Below are 23,000 nucleotides of genomic sequence, written 5' to 3' on the forward strand. Positions count from 1 at the left end.
GGTGACGCGGGCGACCGCGCCGCTGTCGCGGTCACCTTCCCGGGACCACTGTGCCCCAAGCACCGGAAGGGGTGAACGCGCTCCCCGGAAACGGTGCTAGGCCTCCACCGCGGGCAGCAGGCGCAGCACCAGCGGGGCCGAACGCGGTTCGGGCAGTTCGGCGCCGTCGAGGACGACCAGACCGGCCCCAGGCGGCACGGGAACCTCCGCCCCCTCCCCGGGAGGAACCCGGCGGAACCTGAACTCGGGTTCGCCGACCTCCTCGCGCATCGCCGCCTCGTCCTCGGGGCCGGGCTGCCGCGCCGTCGACCGGCTGGTCCGCCCCACCGCTTCCGGGGAGCCCGGGGCGGCGGCGCCACTCCCTTGCGGCCTGGGCAGCGGCGTCCCGGGCACCAGCCACAGCGTCTCGCCGGGCGTGCACAGCCCGGCGAGTAGGCCGGGCAGGGTGTCGCCGGTGCCGGTGAGCCGCAGCGACGCGCTGTGGCCGCCGACCAGCCGTTCCAGGGCGGCGGTCTGCCCGTCCGAGAGCGCGACCGCCTCCAGCAGTTCCGCGGCCTCCTCCACCGGCGTCGCCGCCGAGGTGCCGCGCCGCAGCGGCCACCGGGGGAAGACCGGCCGGGGCCAGACGTAGGGCAGGCCGCCGGGCGTGCCGGGGAACAGCGGTGCGTAGTGCGCCGGGTCCTTGTACACCAGTGCCGAGCGGTGCGACAGGTGCAGCTCGCCGTCCCCCAGCCACGGCGGGAGCATGTCGCGCTCCCACAGCTCCTCCTCCTCGGGGACGCGGCCCCCGGTGAAGGCCAGCAGCGAGGGCAGCACCGAGTCGGCGTACCCTCGGCGGCGCCACTCGCGGCACACCGCCACCCCGTAACCCACCAGCGCGGGCACGAAACCGCGCCACATCGCCACGGCGGGGTGGCGCTTCCACCCGTACTCGGGCCACACCAGGGCCCGCAGCACCTGCATGGTCTCCACCCGCTGCTTGCCCAGCCTGCGGTCGTCCAGCGCCCGCGCGCACTCGGCGAACCCGGGGTGGGGCAGGAAGGTCTGCATCGTCCCCCCGTCCGGCCCGCGGCGTTCTCGCCGGTCAGGCCTGTCGTGCGGTCCGCTACCCGTCCGCCGCCGGTGTTACCCCTGCCGCCGGTTCACCCCTCTTCGGTCGGTGCCCGTCCACAGCCTGTCCGCCGACGGTGCCGCTCTCCCACCGGTCTGGTCGCGACCGCCGGTCCGGCCGCGCCCCCGGGGCGTAGTCCCCCGGGGGCGCGGGAGGGGTCAGACCCCGAACGCGGCGGGGTAGCCGATGGTGCCGGTCGGGACGGGGCGGTCACCGTCCAGGGCCATGGCCATCATGGCCTCGTCGGGAACCTCGAAGGGCGCCCGGATACCGAAGCGGGAGGCCGGGGTGAAGCCGAACCGCGGGTAGTAGTCGGCGTGGCCCAGGACGAGGACGAGGTTCTCCCCCATGGCCCGGGCGGCGCCCAGGGCCGCGCGGATCGCGGCCGAACCGGCCCCGGTGCGCTGGGCGGAGGGCGCCACCGCGCACGGGGCCAGGGCGAGGGCGGGTTCGCCGTCGACGTGGCAGCGGCTGAGCAGCGCGTAGCCGACCGGAGCGCCCTCGGAGGTCGTGGCGACCATCGACAGGCCCTCGATCCACGCCCGGGGGTCGGCGCGCAGGGCGTCGACGATGTCGGCCTCGGCGCCGGTGGGGAAGGCCGCCAGGAGGATGTCGCGGATGGCGGGGACGTCGTCGGTGGTCTCGGGGCGGGTGGTCCAGGTGGTCATGGTTCCGTTCTCGGTGTCGTCGTCGGCGTTCTGGCGGGTGTTGTCGGTGTCCCTCACCGCTGGCGCCCCCGGAACCGGTAGGTGGCGCGCAGGTGCCGGGTGATGTCCTTCCTCGCGGCCTCGCGGTCGGCGCGCAGCCTCGCGTCGGTGCGGGAGGCGGCGTAGGCGTTCTCCCGGAGCAGCTGGTGGTAGCTGTCCAGCCTGCGGTGGGGGATCTCTCCCGCCTCGACGGCGGCCAGCACCGCGCAGCCCGGTTCGCCCGTGTGGGAGCAGTCGGTGAACCGGCACTCCTGTGCGAGGTGCTCGATCTCGGCGAAGGTCTGTTCCAGGCCGCCCCGGGCGTCGTGCAGGCCGATCGCCCGCAGGCCGGGAGTGTCCAGCAGCACGCCCCCGCCGGGCAGCGGGAGCAGCTCCCGCCAGGAAGTGGTGTGCCGTCCCTTGCCGTCCGCCTCGCGCACGGCGCCGGTGGCCAGCAGGTCCTGGCCCAGCAGCCGGTTGCCCAGGGTGGACTTGCCCGCCCCGGAGGGGCCGAGCAGCACGACGGTGCCGTTGAGGGCGGCGGTCAGGACGTCCAGGCCCTGTCCTGTCTCGGCGCTGGTGACGAGCACGTCCACACCGGCGGCCGCCTGTGACACCTGTTCCCGCGCCGAGGGCAGGTCCGCGCACGCGTCGGCCTTGGTCAGGACCACGACCGGTTGGGCGCCGCTCTCCCACGCCAGGGCGAGCATGCGTTCGGTGCGGCCGTGCTTGAGCGGTGCGGCCAGGGAGACCGTCACCACGACGGTGTCGACGTTGGCGGCCAGGAGCTGGCCGTGCGAGTTCCGTGAGGCCGAGGCGCGCACCAGGGTGGTGCGTCGCTCCAGGACCTCGTGCAGGAGCGGTGCGGCGCCGGTGAGGGGGCGCAGGGCCGCCCAGTCGCCGGTGCACGGTGCCGTCAGCGGATCGCTCCGGTCCGCGGCACCGGGGATGTCCGCGCGGACGGTTCCGGTGCCGGTGACGGCCTCGCACGAGCCGCGGTCGGCCCGGACGACGCGGGCCGGGATCAGTCCGTCGGCGCGATGGGGGGCGAAGGCGCGTTCGCGCGCCTGGTCCCAGCCGTAGTCCGCCAGGGAGTACGGCTGAGCATGATGCGAGAAGGATTGAGACAACGTAGAGACCCTAGGAAAGGGGCCCCGATGAGCACGGAGTGCCGCCTCCTATGAGCCGTCAGGGCTCCGACAGGGGGATCAGCGTCAGGTCAGACCGGGGCCCGGGACGTGAGGATGGTCCGACGGGCGCCGCGCAGGGCGGCGGCCTTCACCGCAGACATCAACTCACCTCCCACTTCTGGTCCCGCAGCCGACCGGGTTGTCTCTGCGCCGACGATGGTAGCACGGAGGCGGGAAGCCCTCGACCCCGTCTCGTCCCGGGTGTGGTCGCCGCGTTCGACCTCCGACGCCCACCGTTCGGCCGCGTGGCCGGGGCGCGGGCGGGGTCCGCAACCGGTGACCGCCGTGCCGGTCACGGGGAACGGTTGACGCACCGCGACGCGCGGTATACCGCTGGTAGGCGTTCGAGACCGGGAGGGTTGGTCGCATGGGTGGTGTCCACGGGTTTCCCGCAGGTCGGGTCCGCGCGACCCGGCCGGGGGGTGCGCCTCCGCCCGCGTTCGGTCCCGGGTCTGCCGTCTGCGGACCGCCCGCACCCGCGGCGGGGCCCATGCCCCCCGGGCCCGGGGCCGTCACCGGACCGCCCGCGTCCACGCCTCCCGGGCCCGCACCCCTCGTAGCCGAGGCTCGACCTGACACGCCCACCTGGGCCCGGGCGGGCGCCGCGTGATCGTCGTCGGCCTGTCCTCGGGAACCTCGGCCGACGGCATCGACGTCGCCGCCGCCCGCTTCGCCCTGGACGGGGACCTCGTCCTCCTGACCCCGCTGGGGCACCGCACCGAGCCCTACCCGGGCGACCTGCGGGAGGCGATCCGCGCCGCGCTCCCCCCTGCCCACACGACCATGGAGGCCGTCTGCCGGCTCGACACCCGCATCGGCCGGGCGTTCGCCGACGCGGCGCTGCGCGCGGTCGGCGAACTCGCCGGGGGACGGGCCGACCTGGTGGCCTCGCACGGCCAGACCCTGTTCCACTGGGCCGACGGCGCCACGGTCCACGGCACCCTCCAACTGGGCCAGCCCGCCTGGATCGCCGAGGCCACCGGCCTGCCCGTGGTCTCGGACCCGCGCACGGCCGACGTGGCCGCGGGCGGGCAGGGCGCGCCGCTGGCCAGCCTGCTCGACGCCCTCCTGCTCGGCGCGCGCCCCGAACCCACCGCCGCCCTCAACCTCGGCGGCATCGCCAACGCCACCGTCCTGCGGGGCGGGGAGGCGCCGCTGGCCTTCGACACCGGCCCCGGCAACGCCCTGCTCGACGCCGCCGCGCGCCGGGTGAGCGGCGGCCGCGCCGACTTCGACGCCGACGGGACCCTCGCCCGCTCCGGCCGTCCCGACCCCGCCCTGCTCGAGCACCTGCTCGCCGAGCCCTACTACCGTCTACCCCCGCCCAGGACCACCGGGCTGGAGCTGTTCGGCCCCGGCTACCTCGACGCGGCGCTGCGCGCCACCGGCACGCCCGACGACGGGGACCTGATGGCCACCCTGGTCGAACTCACCGCCGCCACCGTCGCCGACGCGCTGCGCCCCCACGGGGTGGTCGAGGTGCTCGCCTCGGGCGGCGGCACCCGCAACCCGGTCCTCATGGAACGCCTCGCCGACCGGCTCCGACCGGCGCGGCTGGCCGCGTTCGACGCCCTGGGGCTGGACAGCGACGCCAAGGAGGCCTACCTGTTCGCGCTGATCGGCTTCCTCACCTGGCACGGGCTCCCCGGTTCCCTGCCCTCCTGCACCGGCGCCCGCCGCGCGCCGGTGGCCGGACGCCTCACGCCGGGCGCCTCACCGCTCCGGCTCCCCGAACCCGCGGCCACCGTCCCCGCGCGCCTGCGCGTGGAGGCACGGGACCGGCGAACCCCCGCCCCCCACCACCCGGAGTAGCGCAGTGCAGACAATCGACCTCGTGGTCATCGCGGTGTACCTGCTGGGATCGGCCTGGCTCGGCCTCAGGCTCTCCGGCCGACAGCGCGACGTCAAGGACTACTTCATCGGCAACCGGCGGCTGCCCTGGTGGGCGGTGTGCCTGTCGGTGGTGGCCACCGAGACCAGCGCCCTGACCGTGATCAGCATCCCCGGCGTGGCCTACCTGGGCAACGTCACGTTCCTCCAGGTGGCGGTCGGCTACCTGATCGGGCGGGTGGTCGTGGCCTTCGTGCTGCTGCCCCGCTACTACCGGGGCGAGATGACCACGGCCTACGCCTACCTCGGCATCCGTTTCGGCCGCGGCATGCAGGGCACGGCCTCGGTCGCGTTCCTGTTCACGCGGCTGCTCGCGGACGGGGTGCGGCTGTTCGCGGCGGCCATCCCCGTCAAGATCATCCTGGACTCCTACGGGGTGGACCTGTCCTACTTCGCGATCATCGCGATGCTGGGCGTGGTCACGGTCCTGTACACCTTCGTCGGCGGCATCCGGGCCGTGGTCTGGGTGGACGTCCTCCAGATGGTGGTGTACGCGGTCGGCGGCGTCGCCGCCCTGGCGGTCATCGCGGGCAGCCTCGACGTGAACTTCCTGGCGGTGGCCGCCGACGCGGGCAAGACCCAGTTCCTCGACTTCACCTCGAACCCGGTCTCGGCCCCCTACGCGACGGTCACCGCGGTCCTGGGCGGTGCCCTGCTCTCCACCGCCTCCCACGGCGCCGACCAGATCATCGTGCAGCGGCTGCTGGGCTGCCGCAGCCTGCGCGACGCCCAGAAGGCCGTGATCGGCAGCGCCGTCGTGGTCTTCTTCCAGTTCGCCCTGTTCCTGACCGTGGGCCTGGCGCTGTACTCCCACTTCGAGGGCGCCTCGGTGGAGGAGATGGGCCTGGCCAACTCCGACGAGCTCTTCCCGACGTTCATCGTGGAGGGGCTGCCGGCCGGCCTGTCGGGCCTGCTGCTGGCGGGGATCCTGGCCGCGGCGATGAGCACCCTGTCGTCCTCGCTGTCGGCGCTGTCCTCCTCGACCATGGCCGACCTGTACGAGCGGTTCAGCAGGCGCACGCTCACCGACGCCCAGGGCCTGCGGCTGGGCAGGCTGTTCACCCTCGGCTGGGGGCTGGTCTTCATCGGGGCGGCGGCGATGTTCACCGGCACCGACAACCCGGTCGTGGAACTGGGCCTGTCCGTGGCCAGCCTGACCTACGGCGGTCTGCTGGGGGCGTTCTTCCTGGGACTGTGGGTGCGCAGGGCCCGCCAGATCGACGCGATCGTCTCCTTCGCTGTCGCGGTGGCGACCATGGTCTGGCTGTTCCTCTTCCAGCCCGACCTGGTCGGCTTCACCTGGTACACGGCGATCGGCACGACCATCGTGCTGGGCCTGGGCTACCTGCTGTCGCTGCGCCACCGCGACGCGGCGCCGCGGCCCGAGGAGGCGCCCGAGGGCTCCGGCGCCGCGACCGGCCGGACTCCCCGCGCGGAAGGGGAGCCCTCCCCGGCGGACGAGGGGGAGCGGTCCTGACCCGCGGTCCGGCTCCGGCCCGTGCCGAGGTCCCACCACACCGCCGGTCGGTGCGCCCGCCTCCGCGCACACGGAGGGGGCCGGTCCGGGACGATGCCCGGACCGGCCCCCGCGCACGCGACGCTCACCCGGCGTCGACGGTCTCCTCGCGCCGCGCCCCGCGCGAACGCGCGCGGGCGCGGACCCGCAGGAAGGCGACCAGGGCCACGGCGGCCACGAGGACCGCGTAGATCCCGATCGTGATCGGCCCCGCGAAGAGCACCCCCACGTCACCCTGGCCGATGGCCAGGGCCCGGCGCAGCTCGGTCTCGGCCAGCGGACCGAGGATGACCGCGATGAGCACCGGCGCCACCGGGATCTCGTACCGCCGCATCATGAACCCGAGCAGCCCCAGGGCGATGAGCAGCCACAGGTCGGTGATGGAGTAGGACGCGGCGTACACGCCCAGCGCCGCGAAACCGGTGATGCCCGCGTACAGGTAGCGCCTCGGGATCAGCAGCAGCTTGGCCCACAGCGGCGCGAAGGGCAGGTTGAGGATGAGCAGCATGACGCTGCCGACGAACAGGCTGGCCAGCAGGGCCCACACCAGGTCGGCGTTGCGCTCGAACAGCAGCGGACCGGGCTGCATCCCGTACTGCTGGAAGGCGGCCAGCATGATCGCGGCCGTGGCCGAGGTCGGCAGGCCCAGGCCCAGCAGCGCGCCCATGGCGGTTCCGGCGGTGGCGCTGGCGGCCGACTCGGGCGCGGCCACGCCCTCGATGGCGCCGTCGCCGAACTCGTCGGGCCGCTTGCCCCGGCGTGCCCGGAGCTGGGAGAGCTTGCGCTCGGTGCCGTAGGCCAGGAAGGTCGGGATCTCCGATCCGCCCGCCGGGATCGCGCCGAAGGGCAGGCCGAAACCCAGCCCGCGGATCCACGCCGGGACGGCGCGGCGCAGGTCACGACGGCTCAGCCAGGGGGTGCCGGTGCCGGTGATGAGCTTGTTGCCCGCGCCCCCCTCCCGGTGCACGCGTGAGACCACGTGCAGCACCTCGCCCAGCGCGAGCAGGCCCACGGTCACCGTGACCACGCTGATCCCCTCGAACAGCGAGGGGACGCCCAGGGTGAAGCGGGCCGCGCCGCTCTGGGCGTCGATGCCCACCATCGCGATGGCCAGGCCGATGGAGAGCGCGATGAGCCCGCGCACCATGGACTGGGCCACCACCGCCGAGGTGGCGACGAAGGCCAGGATCGCCAGCGCCAGGTACTCGGCCGGGCCGAAGCGCAGGGCCACGTCGATGATGACCTTCGAGAAGAAGGCGACCACCGTCGTGGCCACCACCGCGCCGGTGAACGCGCCGATGGCCGACGTGGCCAGGGCCTGGGAGGCCCGGCCCTTGAGCGCCATCTTGTGCCCCTCGATCGCGGTGGCGATCGCGGAGCTGTTGCCGGGCGTGTTCATCAGGATCGACGTGGTCGAGTCGCCGAACAGGCCGCCGTAGTACACGGCGGTGAACATGATGAAGGCCCCGGTGGGGTCCAGCTTGAACGTGACGGGCAGCAGCAGGGCCACGGCCATGGCCGAGCCCAGGCCGGGCAGCACGCCCACGGCGGTGCCCAGCAGGACGCCCACGAACGCCCACAGCAGGTTCTCGGGGGAGAGCGCGGCGGCGAACCCGCCGCCGAGCAGACTGAGTGTCTCCACTTACAGCACCCCTCCCAGGATTCCGGCGGGCAGGTTGAGGCCGAGCCCGCCGACGAAGGCGAGCTGGACCACGGACGAGTAGGCCAGCGCGACGGCGGCCTCGAACAGCGGGCGCCTGCCGCCGAAGGCCCAGGTCACGCCGAAGAACAGCAGCGCGCCGGACAGCAGCCAGCCCACCGGCTGCAACAGCAGGGCGAAGAGCACCACCGCGCCGAGCACGGTGCCCACGGCGCGCCAGTCGCTGTGGGCGGCGGGGGCGCCCGCGGCCGGGCCGCGCCCCTCGACCAGGTCGCCGACCACGCCCGCGTCGCCGCCGGCGTGGTCGGTGCCCTCCGGTTCGGGCGCCGCGGGGCGCAGTGCCACCTGGACGACCAGGGCCGCGCCCAGGACGAGCATCAGCACCGCGACGATCGCGGGGAAGAGCTGGGGGCCGGGGGAGGCCGAGTTGTCGGGCACGTGCATGGTGAGCGTCTGCACGCCCACGAACACGCCGATGCCGATGGTGAGCAGGCCGACGAAGATCTCGCTGCGCCCCCTCCACCAGGTGGGCCGATCCTCCCGCGCGCCGGGCCCGCCCGGGGCGGTGGGTGTTGTGCTGTGCTGGCTCATCTGTTTGTTGGACGTGGACACCTCGTCCTTCAGGACGGGGAGGAAACGCCCTCTCCTTTCTGTCACTTTCTGTTGGATTTCCCTCACCCGATCGCAGGGCGGTCGTTACGGTGTGTGCCATGACCAGCAAGAGCGTGAAGCGGGCGTTTCGGTACCGCTTCTATCCCACCGACGTGCAGGCGGCCGAGTTGTCGCGCACGTTCGGGTGCGTGCGCCTGGTCTACAACCGCGCCCTGGCCGAACGCACTGCCGCCTGGAACACCGAACAGCGGCGGCTCTCCTACACCGACTCCTCCGCTGCGCTGACCGCCTGGAAGAGGACCGAGGAGCTGTCCTTCCTCACCGAGGTCTCCTGCGTCCCGCTCCAGCAGACGCTGCGCCACCTGCACACCGCCTTTCGCAACTTCTTCGACAAGCGTGCGCGGTACCCGCGGTTCAAGTCCAAGAAGACGTCCCGGGCCTCGGCGGAGTACACCGCGAGCGCGTTCCGCTACCGCGACGGCCACCTGACCCTGGCCAAGATGGCCGAATCCCTGAACATCGTGTGGTCGCGGCCCCTGCCCGAAGGGGCACGGCCGTCCACGGTCACGGTCTCGCGTGACGCGGTCGGGCGCTGGTTCGTCTCGCTCCTGTGCGAGGACATCGTCGAGCAGGGTCCGGCTGGTCACGACGCAGTTGGCGTGGACATGGGCCTGACGTCGTTGGTGGTGTTGTCGACGGGGGAGAAGGTGGCCAACCCCCGCCACGAGCAACGCGACCGGACCAGGTTGGCCCGGGCACAGCGGGCCTTGTCGCGCAAACGACCGGGTTCGGCCAACCGGGACAGGGCCCGCCGCAAGGTGGCGCGGGTGCACGCCCGCATCACCGACCGGCGTCGGGATTTCCTGCACAAGCTCTCCACTCGACTGGTCCGCGAGAACCAAGTGGTCGTGATCGAGGACGTGACGGTGCGCAACCTGGTCAAGAACAGGAGGCTGTCCCGGGCGATCTCGGACGCGTCCTGGCGCGAGCTGCGCACCATGCTGGAGTACAAGTGCGCCTGGTACGGACGCGATCTGGTCGTGGTGGACCGGTTCTTTCCTTCCTCTAAGGCGTGCTCGACACCCGGATGCGGGTACCTCAATGCGTCGTTGCCGCTGCGTGTACGGACGTGGACGTGCCCCAGCTGTGGGGTGGTTCATGATCGGGATGTGAACGCGGCGCTCAATCTCGAAGCCGCCGGGCTGGCGGTCGTTGCCTGTGGAGCTGGTGTGAGACCTCAACGGGAGTCCTCCCGGACGGGGCGACCGGCGGTGAAGCAGGAAGGCCACGGGGCGACCCGTGACGAGGCGTTGGCCTCGAACCACCGGTAGGTGGTTCCGGATTCTCCTGCCTTCAGGCAGGAGAGGAAGTCAAGAGAGTCCCAGGTCCTCGGTGACGTCGGTGATGCGTTCGATCTCGGCCGCGAGGAACTCCTCGAACTCGGGGCCGCTCTGGAAGGTGTCGTCCCAGCGGTTGCGCTGGAGGGTGTCGCGCCACTCGTCGGTGCGCACCATCTCCTCCACGATCGCGGTGAGCTCCGCCCGCTCGGCCTCGGTGATGCCGGGCGGGGCCATGAACCCGCGCCAGTTGGGCAGCACCGCGTCCACGCCCTGCTCGGGCAGGGTCGGGGCGTCGATGCCCTCGACGCGCTCGTGGGCCGAGACCCCCAGGACGCGGATGTTGCCCGCCTCCACCTGGTCGCTGAACTCGTTGTAGCCCGAGACGCCGACGTCGAGGCTGCCCGAGAGCAGCGAGGTGAGCGCCTGCGCGCCGCCCGCGAAGGGGATGTAGTTGACGGCCTGGGGTTCGACGCCCTGCGACTGGGCGGCCAGCCCCGCCAGGAGGTGGTCGGTGCCGCCCAGGGAGCCGCCGCCGACCGCGACCGCGCCCGGGTCCTCCTGCCAGGCCTCGATGAGGTCGCCCATGCCCTCCATCGGGGAGTCGGCGGGGACCACGAAGACCTCGTAGTCGTCGGCGACGCGGGCGATGGGCACCACGTCCTCCAGGGTCTGGGCCGAGTCGTTGACGATGATGCCGCCGATCATGACGGTGCCCGTGGTCATCAGGGTCGTGGCGCTGCCCTCGCGGCGCACCGTCTGTGCCAGGCCGATGGTCCCTCCCGCGCCGGGGAGGTTGAGGACCTGGGTGTTGTCGACGATGTCGTTCACGCGCAGGGAGTGCTGCGTCTCGCGCGCCACCAGGTCCCAGCCGCCGCCGGGATCGGCGGGGACGACGATGTCGATCCTGGCGCGGGCCTCCGACGCGTTCGTGTCGGACAGCGCGGCGTTCGTCGCGGCGGCGCCCACCAGGAGCGCGGTGGCCACGGCCCCCGACGCGCGGAGGATCCGCTGTCTGTTCATCCTTCACTCCCTTTCGGCCCGCTGGTCCATCAGGTGGTCCAGCGGGACCGTTTCGTGGTCTGGGAAATCATGCGAGCCCTTGTGACCACTGTCAATGCCGATCCGAAACCTTTTGTTAACGAGTGTGTTGCGACGCACAGTCTCGGTGGGGCTTCTCTTTCGCCCAGGCCAGACCGCGTAACGGCGGTACGAGGGTTCTTCGGGGAGGGGCTGGCCCCGTGTCGAAGGGGTGCGCTACGCTGACGGCGCGATTCCACTTGATGGTCTTGACGAACCACCTAGTGGACCAAACGGAAGGGGGAGGGATGCCTGACGGCGACTCCGGCGGCACCGTGCGCAGCGTCGCGCGCGCCCTGGACCTGCTCGACCTGTTCGACGAGAGGAACCAGCGCTACTCCACACGGGAACTGGTGGAGCGCACCGGCCTGGCCAAGACCACGGTCCTGCGGCTGGTCGCGACCCTGGAGCAGCGCGGACTGCTGTGGACGGCGCCCGACGGCAAGGTCGGTGTCGGCCCCAGCCTCCTGCGCTGGTCGCGCCTGGCCCACGCCGTCTGGCAGGTGCCCGAGGCCGTCCGGTCCGTCATGCGCGAACTCGTCGCCGACACCGCCGAGACCGTCAACCTCTACGTCCGCGCCGACGCCACCCGCGTGTGCGTGGCCAAGGAGGAGGGCCCCCAACGGCTGCGCCACGTCGTCAACGTCGGCGACGAGATGGTCCTGTGGGGCGGGGGCGCCAGCAAGGTGCTGCTCATCGGCGCGGGGGAGTCCCTGCTGCTGCGCGTGGCCGCCGCCTCCCCGCACGGCCCCGGGCACGTCAGCCGCCTGCGCGAGGAGGTGGAGCTGGCCCGCGTCCGGGGGTTCGCCGTCAGCCACGGCGAACGCGAGCGGGGCGCCTCCGGCGTGGCCGCGCCCGTCTACGGCCCCACCGGCGGGGCGCCGGTCGCCGCGCTGGCCGTGGGCGGACCCACCGCCCGCTTCACCGACGCCGCCGTGGAGGGCTTCACCTCCGCGGTGGTCGAGGCCGCCCGCCGCATCACCGACATCGGGCTCGACCCCTCGGGAGGGACCGTGGGACCCGGAACACAGGAGAGACGTTGACCGACACCGACACCGACACAGGCTCCGGCTCCGAGACCGGGGAGGGGACCCTGCCGCTCGCGGGGGTGCGCGTCCTGGACATGACCAACGTCCTGGCCGGACCCTACGCCGGATACCAGCTGGCGCTCATGGGCGCCGACGTGGTCAAGGTCGAGGTCCCCGGATCCGGGGACCTGGCACGCCAGCTCGGCGCCTCGGCGGAGCTGAACGGACGCGGACTGGGCGCGTCGTTCCTGGCGCAGAACGCGGGCAAGCGCTCCCTGACCCTGGACCTGAAGACCCCCGGCGGCCGGGAGGCCATGACCCGCCTGGTGCGCCGCTCCGACGTGCTGCTGGAGAACTTCCGGCCGGGCGTGCTGGAGCGCCTGGGCTTCGGCTGGAAGGACCTGAGCGCGATCAACCCCCGCCTGGTCTACTGCGCGGTGTCCGGGTTCGGCTCCGACGGCCCCCTGAGCGGGCGCCCGGCCTACGACCAGATCATCCAGGGCCTGTCGGGGATGATGAGCACCACCGGCACGCCCGGCACCGGCCCCCTGCGCGCGGGCTTCCCCATCGCCGACGTCCTGGGCGGCCTCGCCGCCGCCTTCGCGATCAGCACCGCCCTGGTCGGGAGGGAGCGCACCGGCCGGGGGAGCAGCGTGGACGTGTCCATGCTGGAGACCGCGATCACCGCCATGGGCTGGGGGGTGTCCAACTACCTGTCCGCGGGTGTGGAGCCGGTCCCCATCGGCAACGAGAACGCCACGGCGGCCCCCTCGGGCACCTTCGCCACCGCCGACGGCGCGCTCAACATCGCCGCCAACAAGCAGGAGCAGTTCGAGGCGCTGTGCGCGGTCGTGGGCGCGCCCGAACTGGCGCGCGACCCCCGCTTCGCCCAGCGCGAGGACCGCAAGACCCACCGCGAGGCCCTGCGCGAGGCCCTGGAGGAACACCTGGGCACCCGGTCCGCCCTGGAGTGGGAGCGCGAGCTGGCCCGGGTCGGGGTCCCCGCCGCCCGCGTGCTGACCGTGGCCCAGGCGCTGGAACTGGACCAGGTGGCCCACCGGGGACTGGTGCACACGCTGCCCTTCCCCGGCGGGGAGGACCGCGAGCTGCGCGTGCTCGGCAGCGGCGTCCGCGTGGACGGCGCGCCCCTGGGCCCGCGCACGGCGCCGCCCCTGCTGGGCGAGCACACCGAGCAGGTGCTGCGCGAGGCGGGGTTCAGCGACCGGGAGATCGACGCACTGCGTGAGGAGAGGGCCGTTTGACTTCCTCTCCTGCCTGAAGGCAGGAGGATCCGCAACTGCCTACCGGTGGTTCGAGGCCAGGGCCTCGTCACGGGTCGCCCCGCGGCCTTCCTGTTCCATCGCCGGTCGCCCCGTCCGGGAGGACTCCCGTTGAGGTCTCACACCAGCTCCGCAGGCCAACACCGCCAGCCCGGCGGCTTGGGGATTGAGCGCCGCGTCCAGCGGTTCGGTCATCTTGGCCGGGGTCAGGCGGCCGTCGCGGTAGCCAGAGGCGGACCGGGTGTACTCCGCCGAGGCGCGGGACGCCTTCTTGGACGTGAACCGCGGGTACCGCGCACGCTTGCCGAAGAAGTTGCGAAAGGCGGTGTGCAGGTGGCGCAGTGTCTGCTGGAGCGGGACACAGGAGACCTCGGTGAGGAAGGACAGCTCCTGGGTCCTCTTCCAGGCGGTGAGCATGGCCGAGGCGCGGGAGTAGCCCATCCGCTCCCGGCGCTGGTGCCAGGCGGCGGTGCGTTCGGCCGGGGCGCGGTTGCGGACCAGGCGCACGCACCCGAACGCGCGCGGCAGCTCGGCCGCCCGCGCGTCGTTCGGAGAGAAGCGGTACCGGAACGCCCGCTTCACGCTCTCGCCGGTCACGGCACACCGCGTAGCGACCGCTCTGCGATCGCGTGAGGCGAATCCAACAGGAAGCGACAGGAAGGAGAGGGCGTGTCCTCCCCGCTCCGAAGGACGGAGTATCCACGCCCGACAAACAGATGAGCACGACCGACACACCGTCCATGACCCACGAGGAGATCGGCCGCTGGTGGCGGACCGGGCTGATCCGCATAGCCCCCGGCGAGATCGAACCGGGCGGCTACCCGGTGCAGGAGCTGATCGGGCGGGTCTCCTTCGTGGACACGGTCTGGCTCATGCTGCGCGGCGAGCTGCCCGACCCGCGCCGCTCCCGCCTGCTGGAGGCCGCCCTGGTCGCCGCCGTGGACCACGGCCCCCAGGCGCCCTCCATCGCCGCCGCCCGGATGGCGGCCAGCTGCGGGGTGGGCCTGAACAACGCCGTCGCCACCGGCGTCAACCTGCTCGGGGACGTGCACGGCGGCGCGGGACAGCAGTGCGTCGCCCTGCTGGAGGAGATGGCCGGGCGCGTCGCCGACGGGACCCCGGTGGCGCGGGTGGCCGAGGAGGTGGTCGCCGAGTACCGGGGGCGCGGCGCGTACGTGCCCGGCTTCGGCCACCGCTTCCACCCGCGCGACCCGCGCCGCGACCCGCTCCTGGGCCTGGTGCGCGAGGCGGTCGAGGAGGGGCTCGTTCCCGCCGGTCCGCTGGAGGCCGCCCTGGCGCTGGAGGAGGCGCTGGCCAAGGGGCGCGGACGCCCCGTGCCGATGAACATCGACGCCGCCACCGCGGTCGTCTACGCCTCGCTGGGCTTCCCCTCGGAGCTGGCCCGGGGGCTGTTCGTCCTCTCCCGCTCCGTGGGCATCCTCGCCCACGCCTGGGAGGAGCACCAGAGCGGGTCGCGCATCAAGGGGCCCCTGCCCAGGGCGGTGCTGGCGGGCTACGACGGACCCGCGACCCGCCACCTCGCCGCCGACGACCCGCGGCTCTCCCCGGACTCCGGCCGGGACTGACCGGCGGGTCCGCCCCCGAACGGCGGGCACCGGCTACCTCCGTCCGGTCCGGTGCCCGCTCCCACCCCGGCTCTCGCCACCGCTGGTTCGCCCCGGCCCCGCTGCCGTCACGGCGTTCCACCGGCGTGGACCACCATGACGGGGCAGGGGGAGCGGTGCAGTACCCCGTGGGCCGCCGAACCGAGGGCCAGGCGGGTCAGTCCGTGCTGGCCGCCCGCCCCGACCACGAGCAGCCGCGCCGCTCGCGCCGCTTCCGTCAGCGCCGTGACGGGACGGCCCTCCACCACCTCGGTGCGCACCTCCACCCCCGGGTGCCGGGCCCGCAGGGGCTCGACCGCGCGTTCCAGTGCGAGCTCATCGTCCGGACCGCTCCTCCGTGTCCGGGGCGAGGACGTGAGCATGGGGGGAAGGAACGGCGGCGGCGACTCCCGGACCCGTACGACGCGCAGCGGTCCGCCCCCGGCGGAGGCGGCCTCGAACGCCTCCGCCACGGCCCGCTCCGCGCCCGCCGACCCGTCGCTCCCCACCACCACCTCGGTGCTGTCGTCGGCCACGGCGTGCGGCCCCACCACGACCACGGGCACCGACGCCTGCGCGGCCACGCGGTAGGCCACCGACCCCACCCCCAGTCCCGAGAACCCGCCGCGCCCCCTGTGCCCGACGACCACCATGGCTGTTCCGGCCTCTCCCGCGCACGCCAGAAGCGCCCGGCCGGGGGAGTCCATCGCCACCTCCCGGTCCACGGCCACACCGGGGGCCGCGGCCGACGCGCGTTCCTCGGCCAGATCCAGGACGGTGCGCGCGCCCGCGCGGATCTCCTCCTCGGGCCAGACGAAGGCCGCGTCCGGCGACGGCGCGGGGAAGGCTGTGAGCGTCCGCAGGCGGCGGTGCCGCCGGGCGGCCTCCGCCGCGGCCCACTCCACCGCCCGCATGCTCGCCTCGGAACCATCCACCCCGACGAGGACCGACCGCTCCATGACAACCTCCACTGGTCTCGTAACCACCGCGTCACCCACCATCATCACCAGGGGGAGGCCCCGGAGCGGCCGCTCCCGGTTTCCGGGCGCGTCCCCCGGTCCGCCCCGGACCATCCCCGGGGGCGGGGCGGGTGTGCCGCGCACGACCGCGGGGCGGGCCCCTTGGAGGCCCGCCCCGCGGTGTCATGCCGTGGCGTCACGCTGTGTTCTCCGAAACCGTCGTCCTCCGCGCCCGGGTCAGATGCGGGGCCTGCGCCTCCGGGTCAGGGAGTTGATCCAGCGCAGGGCCTGCCCGCCGGGGCTCCGCCGGCCCGGGGTCGTCCGGCGCGCCGGACCCCGTAGCGGATCCGGGCCGCCGCGCCCCAGCGGACTTCCGCCGCGTCCCATGGGGCTGCCGCCCCGGGACCGGGACGCGGAGCGGGCGAACCGCTGGGCCATCGCCAGGGGGTCGCTGCCGCGTCCACCCGTGCGCCCACCCGCACGCGGGCGCCTGCCCGCTGCCGGGCGGGCCAGTCCGGTGCGCCGCATCAGCTGGTTCTTCGCCGTCCTCAGGGGGTTCCTCATGGCGGTTTCCTCCTCGTCTGTCGGTCCCGTGTCCCGGTCGGCCACCCCGCCGTCGGGCGGATGATGACGAACGGAGCACGTTCCTCGTTCCTGTCTGTTGCGCTACCCCGGAGTGTGATATTGATGCGTCTTTCCTCGATCGGGCTGGCGGAGTGACCCCGGCGGGGAAGCCCGTCGGCGTGTCTCCCGGGAGGGTCAGTACAGGTCAAAGGGGTTCTTGAACCTTCGGAGGGCTCACGCGCCCCCGGACGGATCCCGTCGCGTTTCGCGCGGCAGCACCGGTGTCAGGGCGGCCGCCACGAGCTGCACGGCCGCGAGCAGGCCGAAGACCGGGCCGTACGCCTCCCCTTCGGGCGCGTGTCCCGAGGCGGCCGTCGTCGTCAGCCAGGCCAGGCCCAGGGCGCCGCCCGTCTGCTTGGCCGCGTTCATCAGGCCCGAGACGGCCCCCGCGTCCCCGGGGGCGGCGCCCGAGGTCACGACGGCGGTCAGCGGAGTGGTGAACAGGCCGCCGCCCACGGACATGAGGACCGCGGGCCCCAGCACCGCCGCGGCGTAGGTCTGCTCGGTCACCGCCGCCGCCTGCCAGGCGAAGCCCGCCGCGGCGGTGAGGCAGCCGACCCCGATCAGCGTTCGCGCCCGCACGAACCCCATCAGCCACGGGGTGACCAGCCAGCCCACGGCCATGGTGACCAGGGTGTGCGGCAGGAAGCCCAGGCCGGTCAGCAGCGGACCGAAGCCCAGTTCGTCCTGCATGTAGAAGGTGAGGAAGTACCACATGGGCACCTGGAAGCAGGCTCCGGCCAGGAAGACCATGGCGTTGCCCGCCCAGACGGCGCGGCGGCGAAGGAGCCCCGGCGGCAGCAGGGGAGCGGGCGCCCGGGACTCCGCCGCGGCGAACAGCGCCAGGGAGAGGACGCCCGCGGCCAGCACCGCCGCCGCGGCCGGGTCCCCCCAGCCGTGCTCGGCCGTGCGGGTGAGGCCGTAGGTGAGCGCGACCGTCCCGCCGGTCGCGGTCACCGCCCCGGGCAGGTCGATCCGTCCGCCGCGGCCCTCTCCCGGGCTCCGGCCGCGCGGGTTCCGGCCAGGTGGCCCCGTGCTGCGCGGGTCGCGGTCGCGGCGCTCCCGGCCCAGGAGGCAGGGGGCCATGACCAGCGCCGCGATGCCGACGGGCACGTTGACCAGCAGGATCGCCCGCCAGGACAGCGCCTCGGTCAGCGCGCCGCCGAGGAGGTTGCCGACCGCTCCGCCCGCCACGCTCACCGCGGTCCAGGCGGCCAGCGCCCGCACGCGGGCCCGCCCCTCGGGGAAGGAGGCGGTCAGGATGGTCAGGGTCGCGGGGGCCAGTACCGCCGCGCCCACTCCCTGGAGCGCGCGGGCGGCGATCAGCAGGCCGGGGGAGGGGGCCGCCCCGCCCAGCAGGCTGGCCGCGCAGAACAGCGCGAGCCCGGCGGCGAACACCCGCCGGTGCCCGTACAGGTCGGCCAGCCGCCCGCCCAGCAGCAGGAGGCCGCCGAAGGCCAGGGTGTAGGCGTGGGCGACCCAGGGCAGCCCCGCCGCGGAGAACCCCAGGGAGGAGCGGATGGAGGGCAGGGCGACGTTGACCACCGACACGTCGAGCACCACCATGAGCTGCGCGGCGCACACCAGGGCGAGCAGCAGGCGTGCGGTCGTCTCCTCGGCCCGGGTTCGGGGCACGGGACCACCTCGTTCCAGCAAAGCAATGTGGTTACATTGGTTTGAACGGTAGTGCCGACAGGGTCACAAATCAATGTGTGTACATCGAAAAGGGGGTCGGATGAACGCACCGACGCGAGGACCGGGAGCCGAGCACGAACAGCGCCGCCGCCAGATCGCCGAAGCGGTCCTCGCCGTGGCGGCCGAACACGGCATGGCGGCCGTGTCCCAGACCAGCGTGGCGGCCCGCGCAGGGGTCTCACCCGGCCGCGTCCAGCACTACTTCCCCGCCAAGCACCAGATGATCGAGGCCGCCTTCGACCGGGGCAACGCCCTGAGCTCCGCGCGCATCGCCGCCAAGGCGGGCCCAGACGACGACCCGCGCCGTCTCTTGACGACCGTGCTCACCGAGCTGATCCCCTACGACGACGCCACACGCGCCCACATGCGCGTCCGCCAGGCCTTCACCGCGCTCGCCCTGTCCGACGAGGCCATCGCCCGGCGCATGCGCGAGGAGTACGCGCGCTTCCACGGCCAGGTCGCGGACCTGCTGCGCCGCGGTCAGGACGGGGGAGCGGTGCCCCGCGCACTGGACCCCGCGGAGCGTGCGGTCGCGCTCGTCGCCCTGGCCGAAGGGCTGGCCTACTACGTGCTCGTGGACGTCCACCCGGCCGGGGCGGCCCGGGAGCGGGTGCTCGCCGAGATCGCCGCCCTCCACACGCCCGGCCCCGGCGCGGAGGGCTGACCAACCCCCGGCCCCGCCGTCCCGGCCGCGAGCGCGAACACGGGTTCCGGCACTGCCGGGTGGTCGGGAAGGAGGCCGGACCTCGCGGCCGGGTCGAGGACGGGGTCCCGCGGCACACCGCGCCCCGGGCGGCTGACCTCATCGTGGTGATGGACGGTGGCCGGGTCGTGGAGACCGGTACCCACGACACGCTGAGCCGGGCCGACGGGCTCTACGCCGAGCTGTTCCGCCTCCAGGCCCGGTACTTCGTCTGACCGGATGCGCCGGACCCGGACCGACGTGTTCCCCCTCCTGGAGGAGAAGCGAAAATCGGTGGCCTTCGGCATGGAGATCAGGAAGACTGGGGCGCATGGTCTCGGTGTTGCAGAATGTGGCGATTGACTGTGCGGATGCCTACGAGCTGGCTCGGTTCTGGAGCAGCGTGACCGGCCGTCCGCTGCATCCGGAGGACGGGCCGGGTGAACGGGAGACCCAGGTGCTGCTGGCGGAGGGCCCGCTGCTGCACTTCAACCAGGTACCCGAGACCAAGATGAGCAAGAACCGGGTCCATCTGTGTCTGCGCCCTGAGACCTCGCGCGACCAGGAGGTGGACCGGCTGCTGGGTCTGGGCGCCACCTTCGTCGCAGACCACCGTAATCCCGACGGCTCAGGCTGGGTGATCCTCGCTGATCCCGAAGGCAACGCATTCTGCGTGCTGCGCAGTGATGCCGACCGGGCCGCCATGCATTCCTGACGCTCACGCGCTGACCTGGCCCGTTTCCCATGACAGCTGGTCGCATCCACCCGTTGACAGCTGCGACGAGAACGGTCGCGAGTCAAGGCCCACCTTCGATACGCGCCCCAGGCGTACTGGCCTGAGAGGTCGGTGCCACGCACGGGAGACGGCACCACTGACAACCTGTCCTTCATGGAACCCGCCGTGACAACGATCGCCGACTACGACCCGCGCTGGCCCGACATGGCGTCCACCGCCATCACGGAACTCCGGGACACGATTCCCGGACTGTTCACGCAGATCGAGCACATCGGGTCCACGTCCGTCCCGGGGCTCGCCGCGAAACCCGTCATCGACCTGATGGCGGCCACCGATTCCCTGCGGGAGGTCCGCGACCACGAGCCCGCCTTGGCCCGTCTCGGTTTCACCCCGCACGCGAACGGGATGAACGACCGGCTGCTCTATGTGCGCATACCCGGCGGGGTGCGCACGCACATCCTGCATGTCGTCACCCGGGCAAGCTGGTCGACCCGCAATCAGAGGATTCTCCGCGACTACCTGCGCTCCCACCCGCGGGAGGCAGCACGCTACGCGGAACTGAAGCGAAGGCTCGCCGCCACCACCGCTGCCCCGGGCGACTACACCGAAGCCAAGACCGCGTTCATCCAGGAAGTGACCGACCGCGCGCGGAGGGAGCGCGGTCTGCCGCCCGAACCCGTGTGGGAGAAGTGACGCCGTGGTGATCCGCGGTCGTCGCCGGTGACAGAGAGCTTGTGTCTCCACATGAGCGACGGGCTGTCCCCTCATCACGGGGTCAGCGTCGGAACCCGGAGATGGGAGCGGTGCGAGCACCACGATGCCCGGGGGCGACGGGGCGCCGAACTGTCGGAGGCTCGGGCCATAATCCCGGCGTCCGCCCACCACCGTGGGGGCGAGGCGAGAACCCGCCCCGAGGAGAGCCCGATGACGTCACCGACACCCCGCCCGCGCCACGGAACCCGCCGGTGAGCGGCCGCGCGGACCTGTGGCCGCTGATCCACCGGGAGCGGGCGGCGCTGGCCGACGACCTGTCGGAGCTGACCGAGGAGCAGTGGGCGACGCCGTCGCTGTGCGCGGGTCTGACCGTGCGCGAGGTGCTCGCGCACCTGACGTCGTCGGCGAGCCTCAATGGGCTGCGGTGGCTGGCCGGGGTCATCCGCTGCCGGTTCGACTTCGACGCCCAGGTCGCGATGCGCCTGGCGGAGCAGCTGGGGACCTCCGGCGCCGACACCCTCGCGCGCTTCCGGGGGATCGTGGAGAGCACGACCTCACCGCCCCTGCCCAAGCCCGCCCTCCTGGGGGAGGTGATCGTGCACGGCGAGGACGTCAGGCGGCCCCTGGGCATCGTCAGCGCCCGTCCGATCGCCGCGCTGACCCTCGTGGCGGACTACTACCGGGGCTCGGACCAGGTCGTCGTCGCCAAGAGCCGGATCCAGGGCTTGAACCTCCAGGCCACCGACGGCCCGTTCGCCTGCGGCGCCGGGCCGCTCGTCCGCGGGAGCACGCTCGCCCTGATCATGGCGATGACCGGCCGCTCCGCGCACCTGGACGAGCTCACCGGCGACGGTGTGGACATCCTGCGTGAACGCGCGGAGGGCTGACCCGCCGCGTCCGGGGAACGGGGGACCGAGGTCGCGCCGACCGGGCGTTCGCACGGCGAACGTCCGCGGTCTCCTCCAGGCGGACCGGACCGGCCATGAGGTGAGGGAGGTCCCGGCGTCTGTCCCGCGAACGCCACCGCCGTGCGGGCCGCTCCGGGACACGGCGTGTCCCGACTCGACATGCAAGTGAATACTTGCCTATCATGGTGGGCGTGGCAGACGACCTCTTCAAAGCCCTGGCCGACCCCACCCGACGCACCATCCTGGACGAGCTCACGGAGAAGTCCGGCCAGACACTGTTCGAGATCTGCTCGCGGCTGGCCATGAAGCACCAGCTCGGCATCTCGCGCCAGGCGGTCTCCCAGCACCTCGCCGTGCTGGAGGCCGCCGGGCTCGTCGAGACCAGGCGCGAGGGCCGCTACAAGTTCCACGACCTCAACACGGCCCCGCTGCGGCGGATCGCCGAGCGATGGCTTGCGCCAGACACGTCCGGACCGGAGGAGAGCAACCCGTGAAGATCCACCTGACCAGCATCTTCGTCAACGACCAGGCCGAGGCCGAGCGCTTCTACACCGAGGTCCTCGGCTTCGTGAAGAAGCACGACGTCCCGCTGGGGGAGAAGGACCGGTGGCTGACCGTCGTCTCGCCCGACGAGCCCGAGGGCACCGAACTGCTCCTGGAGCCCGCCGGCCACCCGGCGGTCGGCGCCTACCGCGACGCCCTGGTCAAGGACGGCATCCCGCTCGCCCAGTTCGCCGTCGCCGACGTGCACGCGGAGTACCAGCGCCTGCGCGGCCTCGGCGTCCGCTTCACCCAGGAACCCCTGGAGATGGGCCCGGTCACCACCGCCGTCCTCGACGACACCTGCGGCAACCTGATCCAGATCGCGTCCGAGCCGCGCTAGGCGGTCACCCGGGTCCGGACGCGGGGTCCGGCCGCACCCGGCGGCCGGACCCCTCCCGGACACACGGGCGGCGCGCCGGTCCGGGCTGCCCGGGCCGGACCGGGCCGCGCCCGGGCGCACGCGCGGGCGGATTCACCCCCTGGCGGCACGGGTAGGGGACCGGCGCACAACCGCTACTTCGTCCCGGGGGACACTCATGGCACACCTGACCGAACTGCACGGAACCGCGATGGGGGAGTTCGACCGGCGGGTCCGCGAGGTCAAGCTGACGGACTGGGCGCTGCCCACGCCGTGCGCCGACTGGGACGTGCACGACCTGGTCAACCACCTGACCACCGAGCAGCTGTGGGCGCCGCTCCTGCTGGGCGGAGCCCGGGTCGAGGAGGTCGGCGACCGCCTCGACGGCGACAACCTGGGCGAGGAGCCCATCACCACCTGGGAGGTCGCCTCCCGTGAGGCCCGCACCGCCTGGCTGGCGCCGTCCTCCCTGGAGGGCACGGTGCACCTGTCCTTCGGCGACGCGCCCGCCGAGCTCTACCTGTGGCAGATGACCTTCGACCTGACGGTGCACGCCTGGGACCTGGCGCGCGCCCTGGGCACCGACGACCGCCTCGACCCCGACCTGGTCAAGGAGGTCCACGCCTGGCTCAGCGACCAGGACCTGGGCCCGGGGCCGATGTTCGGCGCCCCCGTCGAGGTCGGACCCGACGCCAGCACACAGGACCGCCTGATCGCCCGCACCGGCAGGACCCCCTGACCCTCCGCGCGGCCCCGGACGGGCTCCGAGCCCGGTCGGGGCCGCTCC

23 protein-coding genes and 1 pseudogene are annotated in these 23,000 nt (G+C 73.3%); 14 read left to right on the forward strand and 10 right to left on the reverse strand.

Annotation, left to right across the window (positions count from 1 at the left end; all coding sequences use genetic code 11):
- Nucleotides 1-96 precede the first annotated feature (96 nt).
- The 3 genes from EV372_RS23440 to rsgA all read right to left on the reverse strand — a co-directional run bounded on the left by EV372_RS23440 (nt 97) and on the right by rsgA (nt 2,927).
- Nucleotides 97-1,050, reverse strand: a complete 954-nt coding sequence (locus EV372_RS23440) for an MSMEG_6728 family protein (protein ID WP_130397794.1) — start codon at nt 1,048-1,050, stop codon at nt 97-99.
- A 219-nt stretch (nt 1,051-1,269) separates the two neighbouring features.
- On the reverse strand, nt 1,270-1,779 hold the full coding sequence (locus EV372_RS23445) for a GNAT family N-acetyltransferase (protein ID WP_130399075.1): 510 nt from the start codon (nt 1,777-1,779) through the stop codon (nt 1,270-1,272).
- A gap of 53 nt (nt 1,780-1,832) precedes the next feature.
- Entirely contained in the window at nt 1,833-2,927 is a 1,095-nt protein-coding gene (rsgA, locus tag EV372_RS23450) for a ribosome small subunit-dependent GTPase A (RefSeq protein ID WP_130397795.1), read from the reverse strand.
- Nucleotides 2,928-3,593: 666 nt separating this feature from the next.
- On the opposite strand from rsgA, the gene EV372_RS23455 reads away from it, so the two are divergent.
- Together EV372_RS23455 and EV372_RS23460 are read left to right on the forward strand one after the other, a co-directional pair.
- On the forward strand, nt 3,594-4,799 hold the full coding sequence (locus EV372_RS23455) for an anhydro-N-acetylmuramic acid kinase (protein WP_130397796.1): 1,206 nt from the start codon (nt 3,594-3,596) through the stop codon (nt 4,797-4,799).
- Nucleotides 4,800-4,803: 4 nt separating this feature from the next.
- Nucleotides 4,804-6,354, forward strand: a complete 1,551-nt coding sequence (locus tag EV372_RS23460) for a sodium:solute symporter (protein ID WP_130397797.1) — start codon at nt 4,804-4,806, stop codon at nt 6,352-6,354.
- 124 nt (nt 6,355-6,478) lie between these two features.
- On the opposite strand, the gene EV372_RS23465 is transcribed toward EV372_RS23460, so the two are convergent.
- Nucleotides 6,479-8,035: a tripartite tricarboxylate transporter permease gene (locus EV372_RS23465; RefSeq protein WP_130397798.1), complete on the reverse strand. Its 1,557-nt coding sequence runs from the start codon at nt 8,033-8,035 to the stop codon at nt 6,479-6,481.
- Nucleotides 8,036-8,644, reverse strand: coding sequence for a tripartite tricarboxylate transporter TctB family protein (locus tag EV372_RS23470; RefSeq protein ID WP_130397799.1), 609 nt, complete (start codon nt 8,642-8,644; stop codon nt 8,036-8,038).
- A 119-nt stretch (nt 8,645-8,763) separates the two neighbouring features.
- Between EV372_RS23470 and EV372_RS23475 the strand changes: the two genes are divergently transcribed.
- Nucleotides 8,764-9,996 (forward strand): RNA-guided endonuclease InsQ/TnpB family protein, encoded by a 1,233-nt coding sequence (locus EV372_RS23475; protein ID WP_197044299.1) that lies wholly within the window; start codon nt 8,764-8,766, stop codon nt 9,994-9,996.
- Nucleotides 9,997-10,035: 39 nt separating this feature from the next.
- Here the strand turns inward: EV372_RS23475 and EV372_RS23480 are convergent, their stop codons facing one another.
- Nucleotides 10,036-11,025: a Bug family tripartite tricarboxylate transporter substrate binding protein gene (locus EV372_RS23480; protein ID WP_130397800.1), complete on the reverse strand. Its 990-nt coding sequence runs from the start codon at nt 11,023-11,025 to the stop codon at nt 10,036-10,038.
- Nucleotides 11,026-11,330: 305 nt separating this feature from the next.
- On the opposite strand from EV372_RS23480, the gene EV372_RS23485 reads away from it, so the two are divergent.
- Together EV372_RS23485 and EV372_RS23490 are read left to right on the forward strand one after the other, a co-directional pair.
- Nucleotides 11,331-12,125: an IclR family transcriptional regulator gene (locus tag EV372_RS23485; protein WP_130397801.1), complete on the forward strand. Its 795-nt coding sequence runs from the start codon at nt 11,331-11,333 to the stop codon at nt 12,123-12,125.
- The gene (locus EV372_RS23490; protein ID WP_130397802.1) at nt 12,122-13,372 is read left to right on the forward strand and encodes a CoA transferase; all 1,251 of its coding nucleotides are present in this window, start codon (nt 12,122-12,124) and stop codon (nt 13,370-13,372) included. Before EV372_RS23485 ends, EV372_RS23490 begins: the two co-directional genes overlap by 4 nt.
- 195 nt (nt 13,373-13,567) lie before the next feature.
- On the opposite strand, the pseudogene EV372_RS23495 reads toward EV372_RS23490, so the two are convergent.
- Nucleotides 13,568-13,972, reverse strand: a pseudogene (locus tag EV372_RS23495) (helix-turn-helix domain-containing protein); the annotation flags it as partial.
- A gap of 134 nt (nt 13,973-14,106) precedes the next feature.
- On the opposite strand from EV372_RS23495, the gene EV372_RS23500 reads away from it, so the two are divergent.
- Nucleotides 14,107-14,976 carry a citryl-CoA lyase gene (locus tag EV372_RS23500; protein WP_130397804.1) on the forward strand — a complete coding sequence of 290 codons (870 nt, stop codon included), beginning with the start codon at nt 14,107-14,109 and terminating at the stop codon, nt 14,974-14,976.
- A gap of 107 nt (nt 14,977-15,083) precedes the next feature.
- Here the strand turns inward: EV372_RS23500 and EV372_RS23505 are convergent, their stop codons facing one another.
- The 3 genes from EV372_RS23505 to EV372_RS23515 form a co-directional block, all read right to left on the reverse strand.
- Nucleotides 15,084-15,953 (reverse strand): universal stress protein, encoded by an 870-nt coding sequence (locus EV372_RS23505; protein ID WP_130397805.1) that lies wholly within the window; start codon nt 15,951-15,953, stop codon nt 15,084-15,086.
- Between the two features lie 237 nt (nt 15,954-16,190).
- Nucleotides 16,191-16,517: a hypothetical protein gene (locus EV372_RS23510; protein ID WP_130397806.1), complete on the reverse strand. Its 327-nt coding sequence runs from the start codon at nt 16,515-16,517 to the stop codon at nt 16,191-16,193.
- A 234-nt stretch (nt 16,518-16,751) separates the two neighbouring features.
- Nucleotides 16,752-18,212: an MFS transporter gene (locus EV372_RS23515; RefSeq protein WP_130397807.1), complete on the reverse strand. Its 1,461-nt coding sequence runs from the start codon at nt 18,210-18,212 to the stop codon at nt 16,752-16,754.
- Nucleotides 18,213-18,312: 100 nt separating this feature from the next.
- On the opposite strand from EV372_RS23515, the gene EV372_RS23520 reads away from it, so the two are divergent.
- The 8 genes from EV372_RS23520 to EV372_RS23555 all read left to right on the forward strand — a co-directional run bounded on the left by EV372_RS23520 (nt 18,313) and on the right by EV372_RS23555 (nt 22,952).
- Entirely contained in the window at nt 18,313-18,936 is a 624-nt protein-coding gene (locus EV372_RS23520; RefSeq protein ID WP_130397808.1) for a TetR/AcrR family transcriptional regulator, read from the forward strand.
- Between the two features lie 59 nt (nt 18,937-18,995).
- Nucleotides 18,996-19,190, forward strand: a complete 195-nt coding sequence (locus EV372_RS23525) for an ABC transporter ATP-binding protein (RefSeq protein ID WP_130397809.1) — start codon at nt 18,996-18,998, stop codon at nt 19,188-19,190.
- Between the two features lie 95 nt (nt 19,191-19,285).
- Nucleotides 19,286-19,669: a VOC family protein gene (locus tag EV372_RS23530; RefSeq protein ID WP_130397810.1), complete on the forward strand. Its 384-nt coding sequence runs from the start codon at nt 19,286-19,288 to the stop codon at nt 19,667-19,669.
- Between the two features lie 186 nt (nt 19,670-19,855).
- The gene (locus EV372_RS23535; RefSeq protein WP_197044300.1) at nt 19,856-20,383 is read left to right on the forward strand and encodes a GrpB family protein; all 528 of its coding nucleotides are present in this window, start codon (nt 19,856-19,858) and stop codon (nt 20,381-20,383) included.
- Nucleotides 20,384-20,655: 272 nt separating this feature from the next.
- The gene (locus EV372_RS23540; RefSeq protein ID WP_130397812.1) at nt 20,656-21,291 is read left to right on the forward strand and encodes a maleylpyruvate isomerase family mycothiol-dependent enzyme; all 636 of its coding nucleotides are present in this window, start codon (nt 20,656-20,658) and stop codon (nt 21,289-21,291) included.
- A gap of 203 nt (nt 21,292-21,494) precedes the next feature.
- Nucleotides 21,495-21,806 (forward strand): ArsR/SmtB family transcription factor, encoded by a 312-nt coding sequence (locus EV372_RS23545; RefSeq protein WP_130397813.1) that lies wholly within the window; start codon nt 21,495-21,497, stop codon nt 21,804-21,806.
- Entirely contained in the window at nt 21,803-22,195 is a 393-nt protein-coding gene (locus EV372_RS23550) for a VOC family protein (RefSeq protein ID WP_130397814.1), read from the forward strand. The genes EV372_RS23545 and EV372_RS23550 overlap by 4 nt, the downstream gene beginning before the upstream one ends.
- A gap of 196 nt (nt 22,196-22,391) precedes the next feature.
- A complete protein-coding gene (locus tag EV372_RS23555) occupies nt 22,392-22,952 on the forward strand; it encodes a TIGR03086 family metal-binding protein (RefSeq protein WP_130397815.1) in 561 nt (186 codons plus the stop codon).
- Nucleotides 22,953-23,000 lie beyond the last annotated feature (48 nt).

The organism is Nocardiopsis sp. CNZ308, from assembly GCF_004217075.1.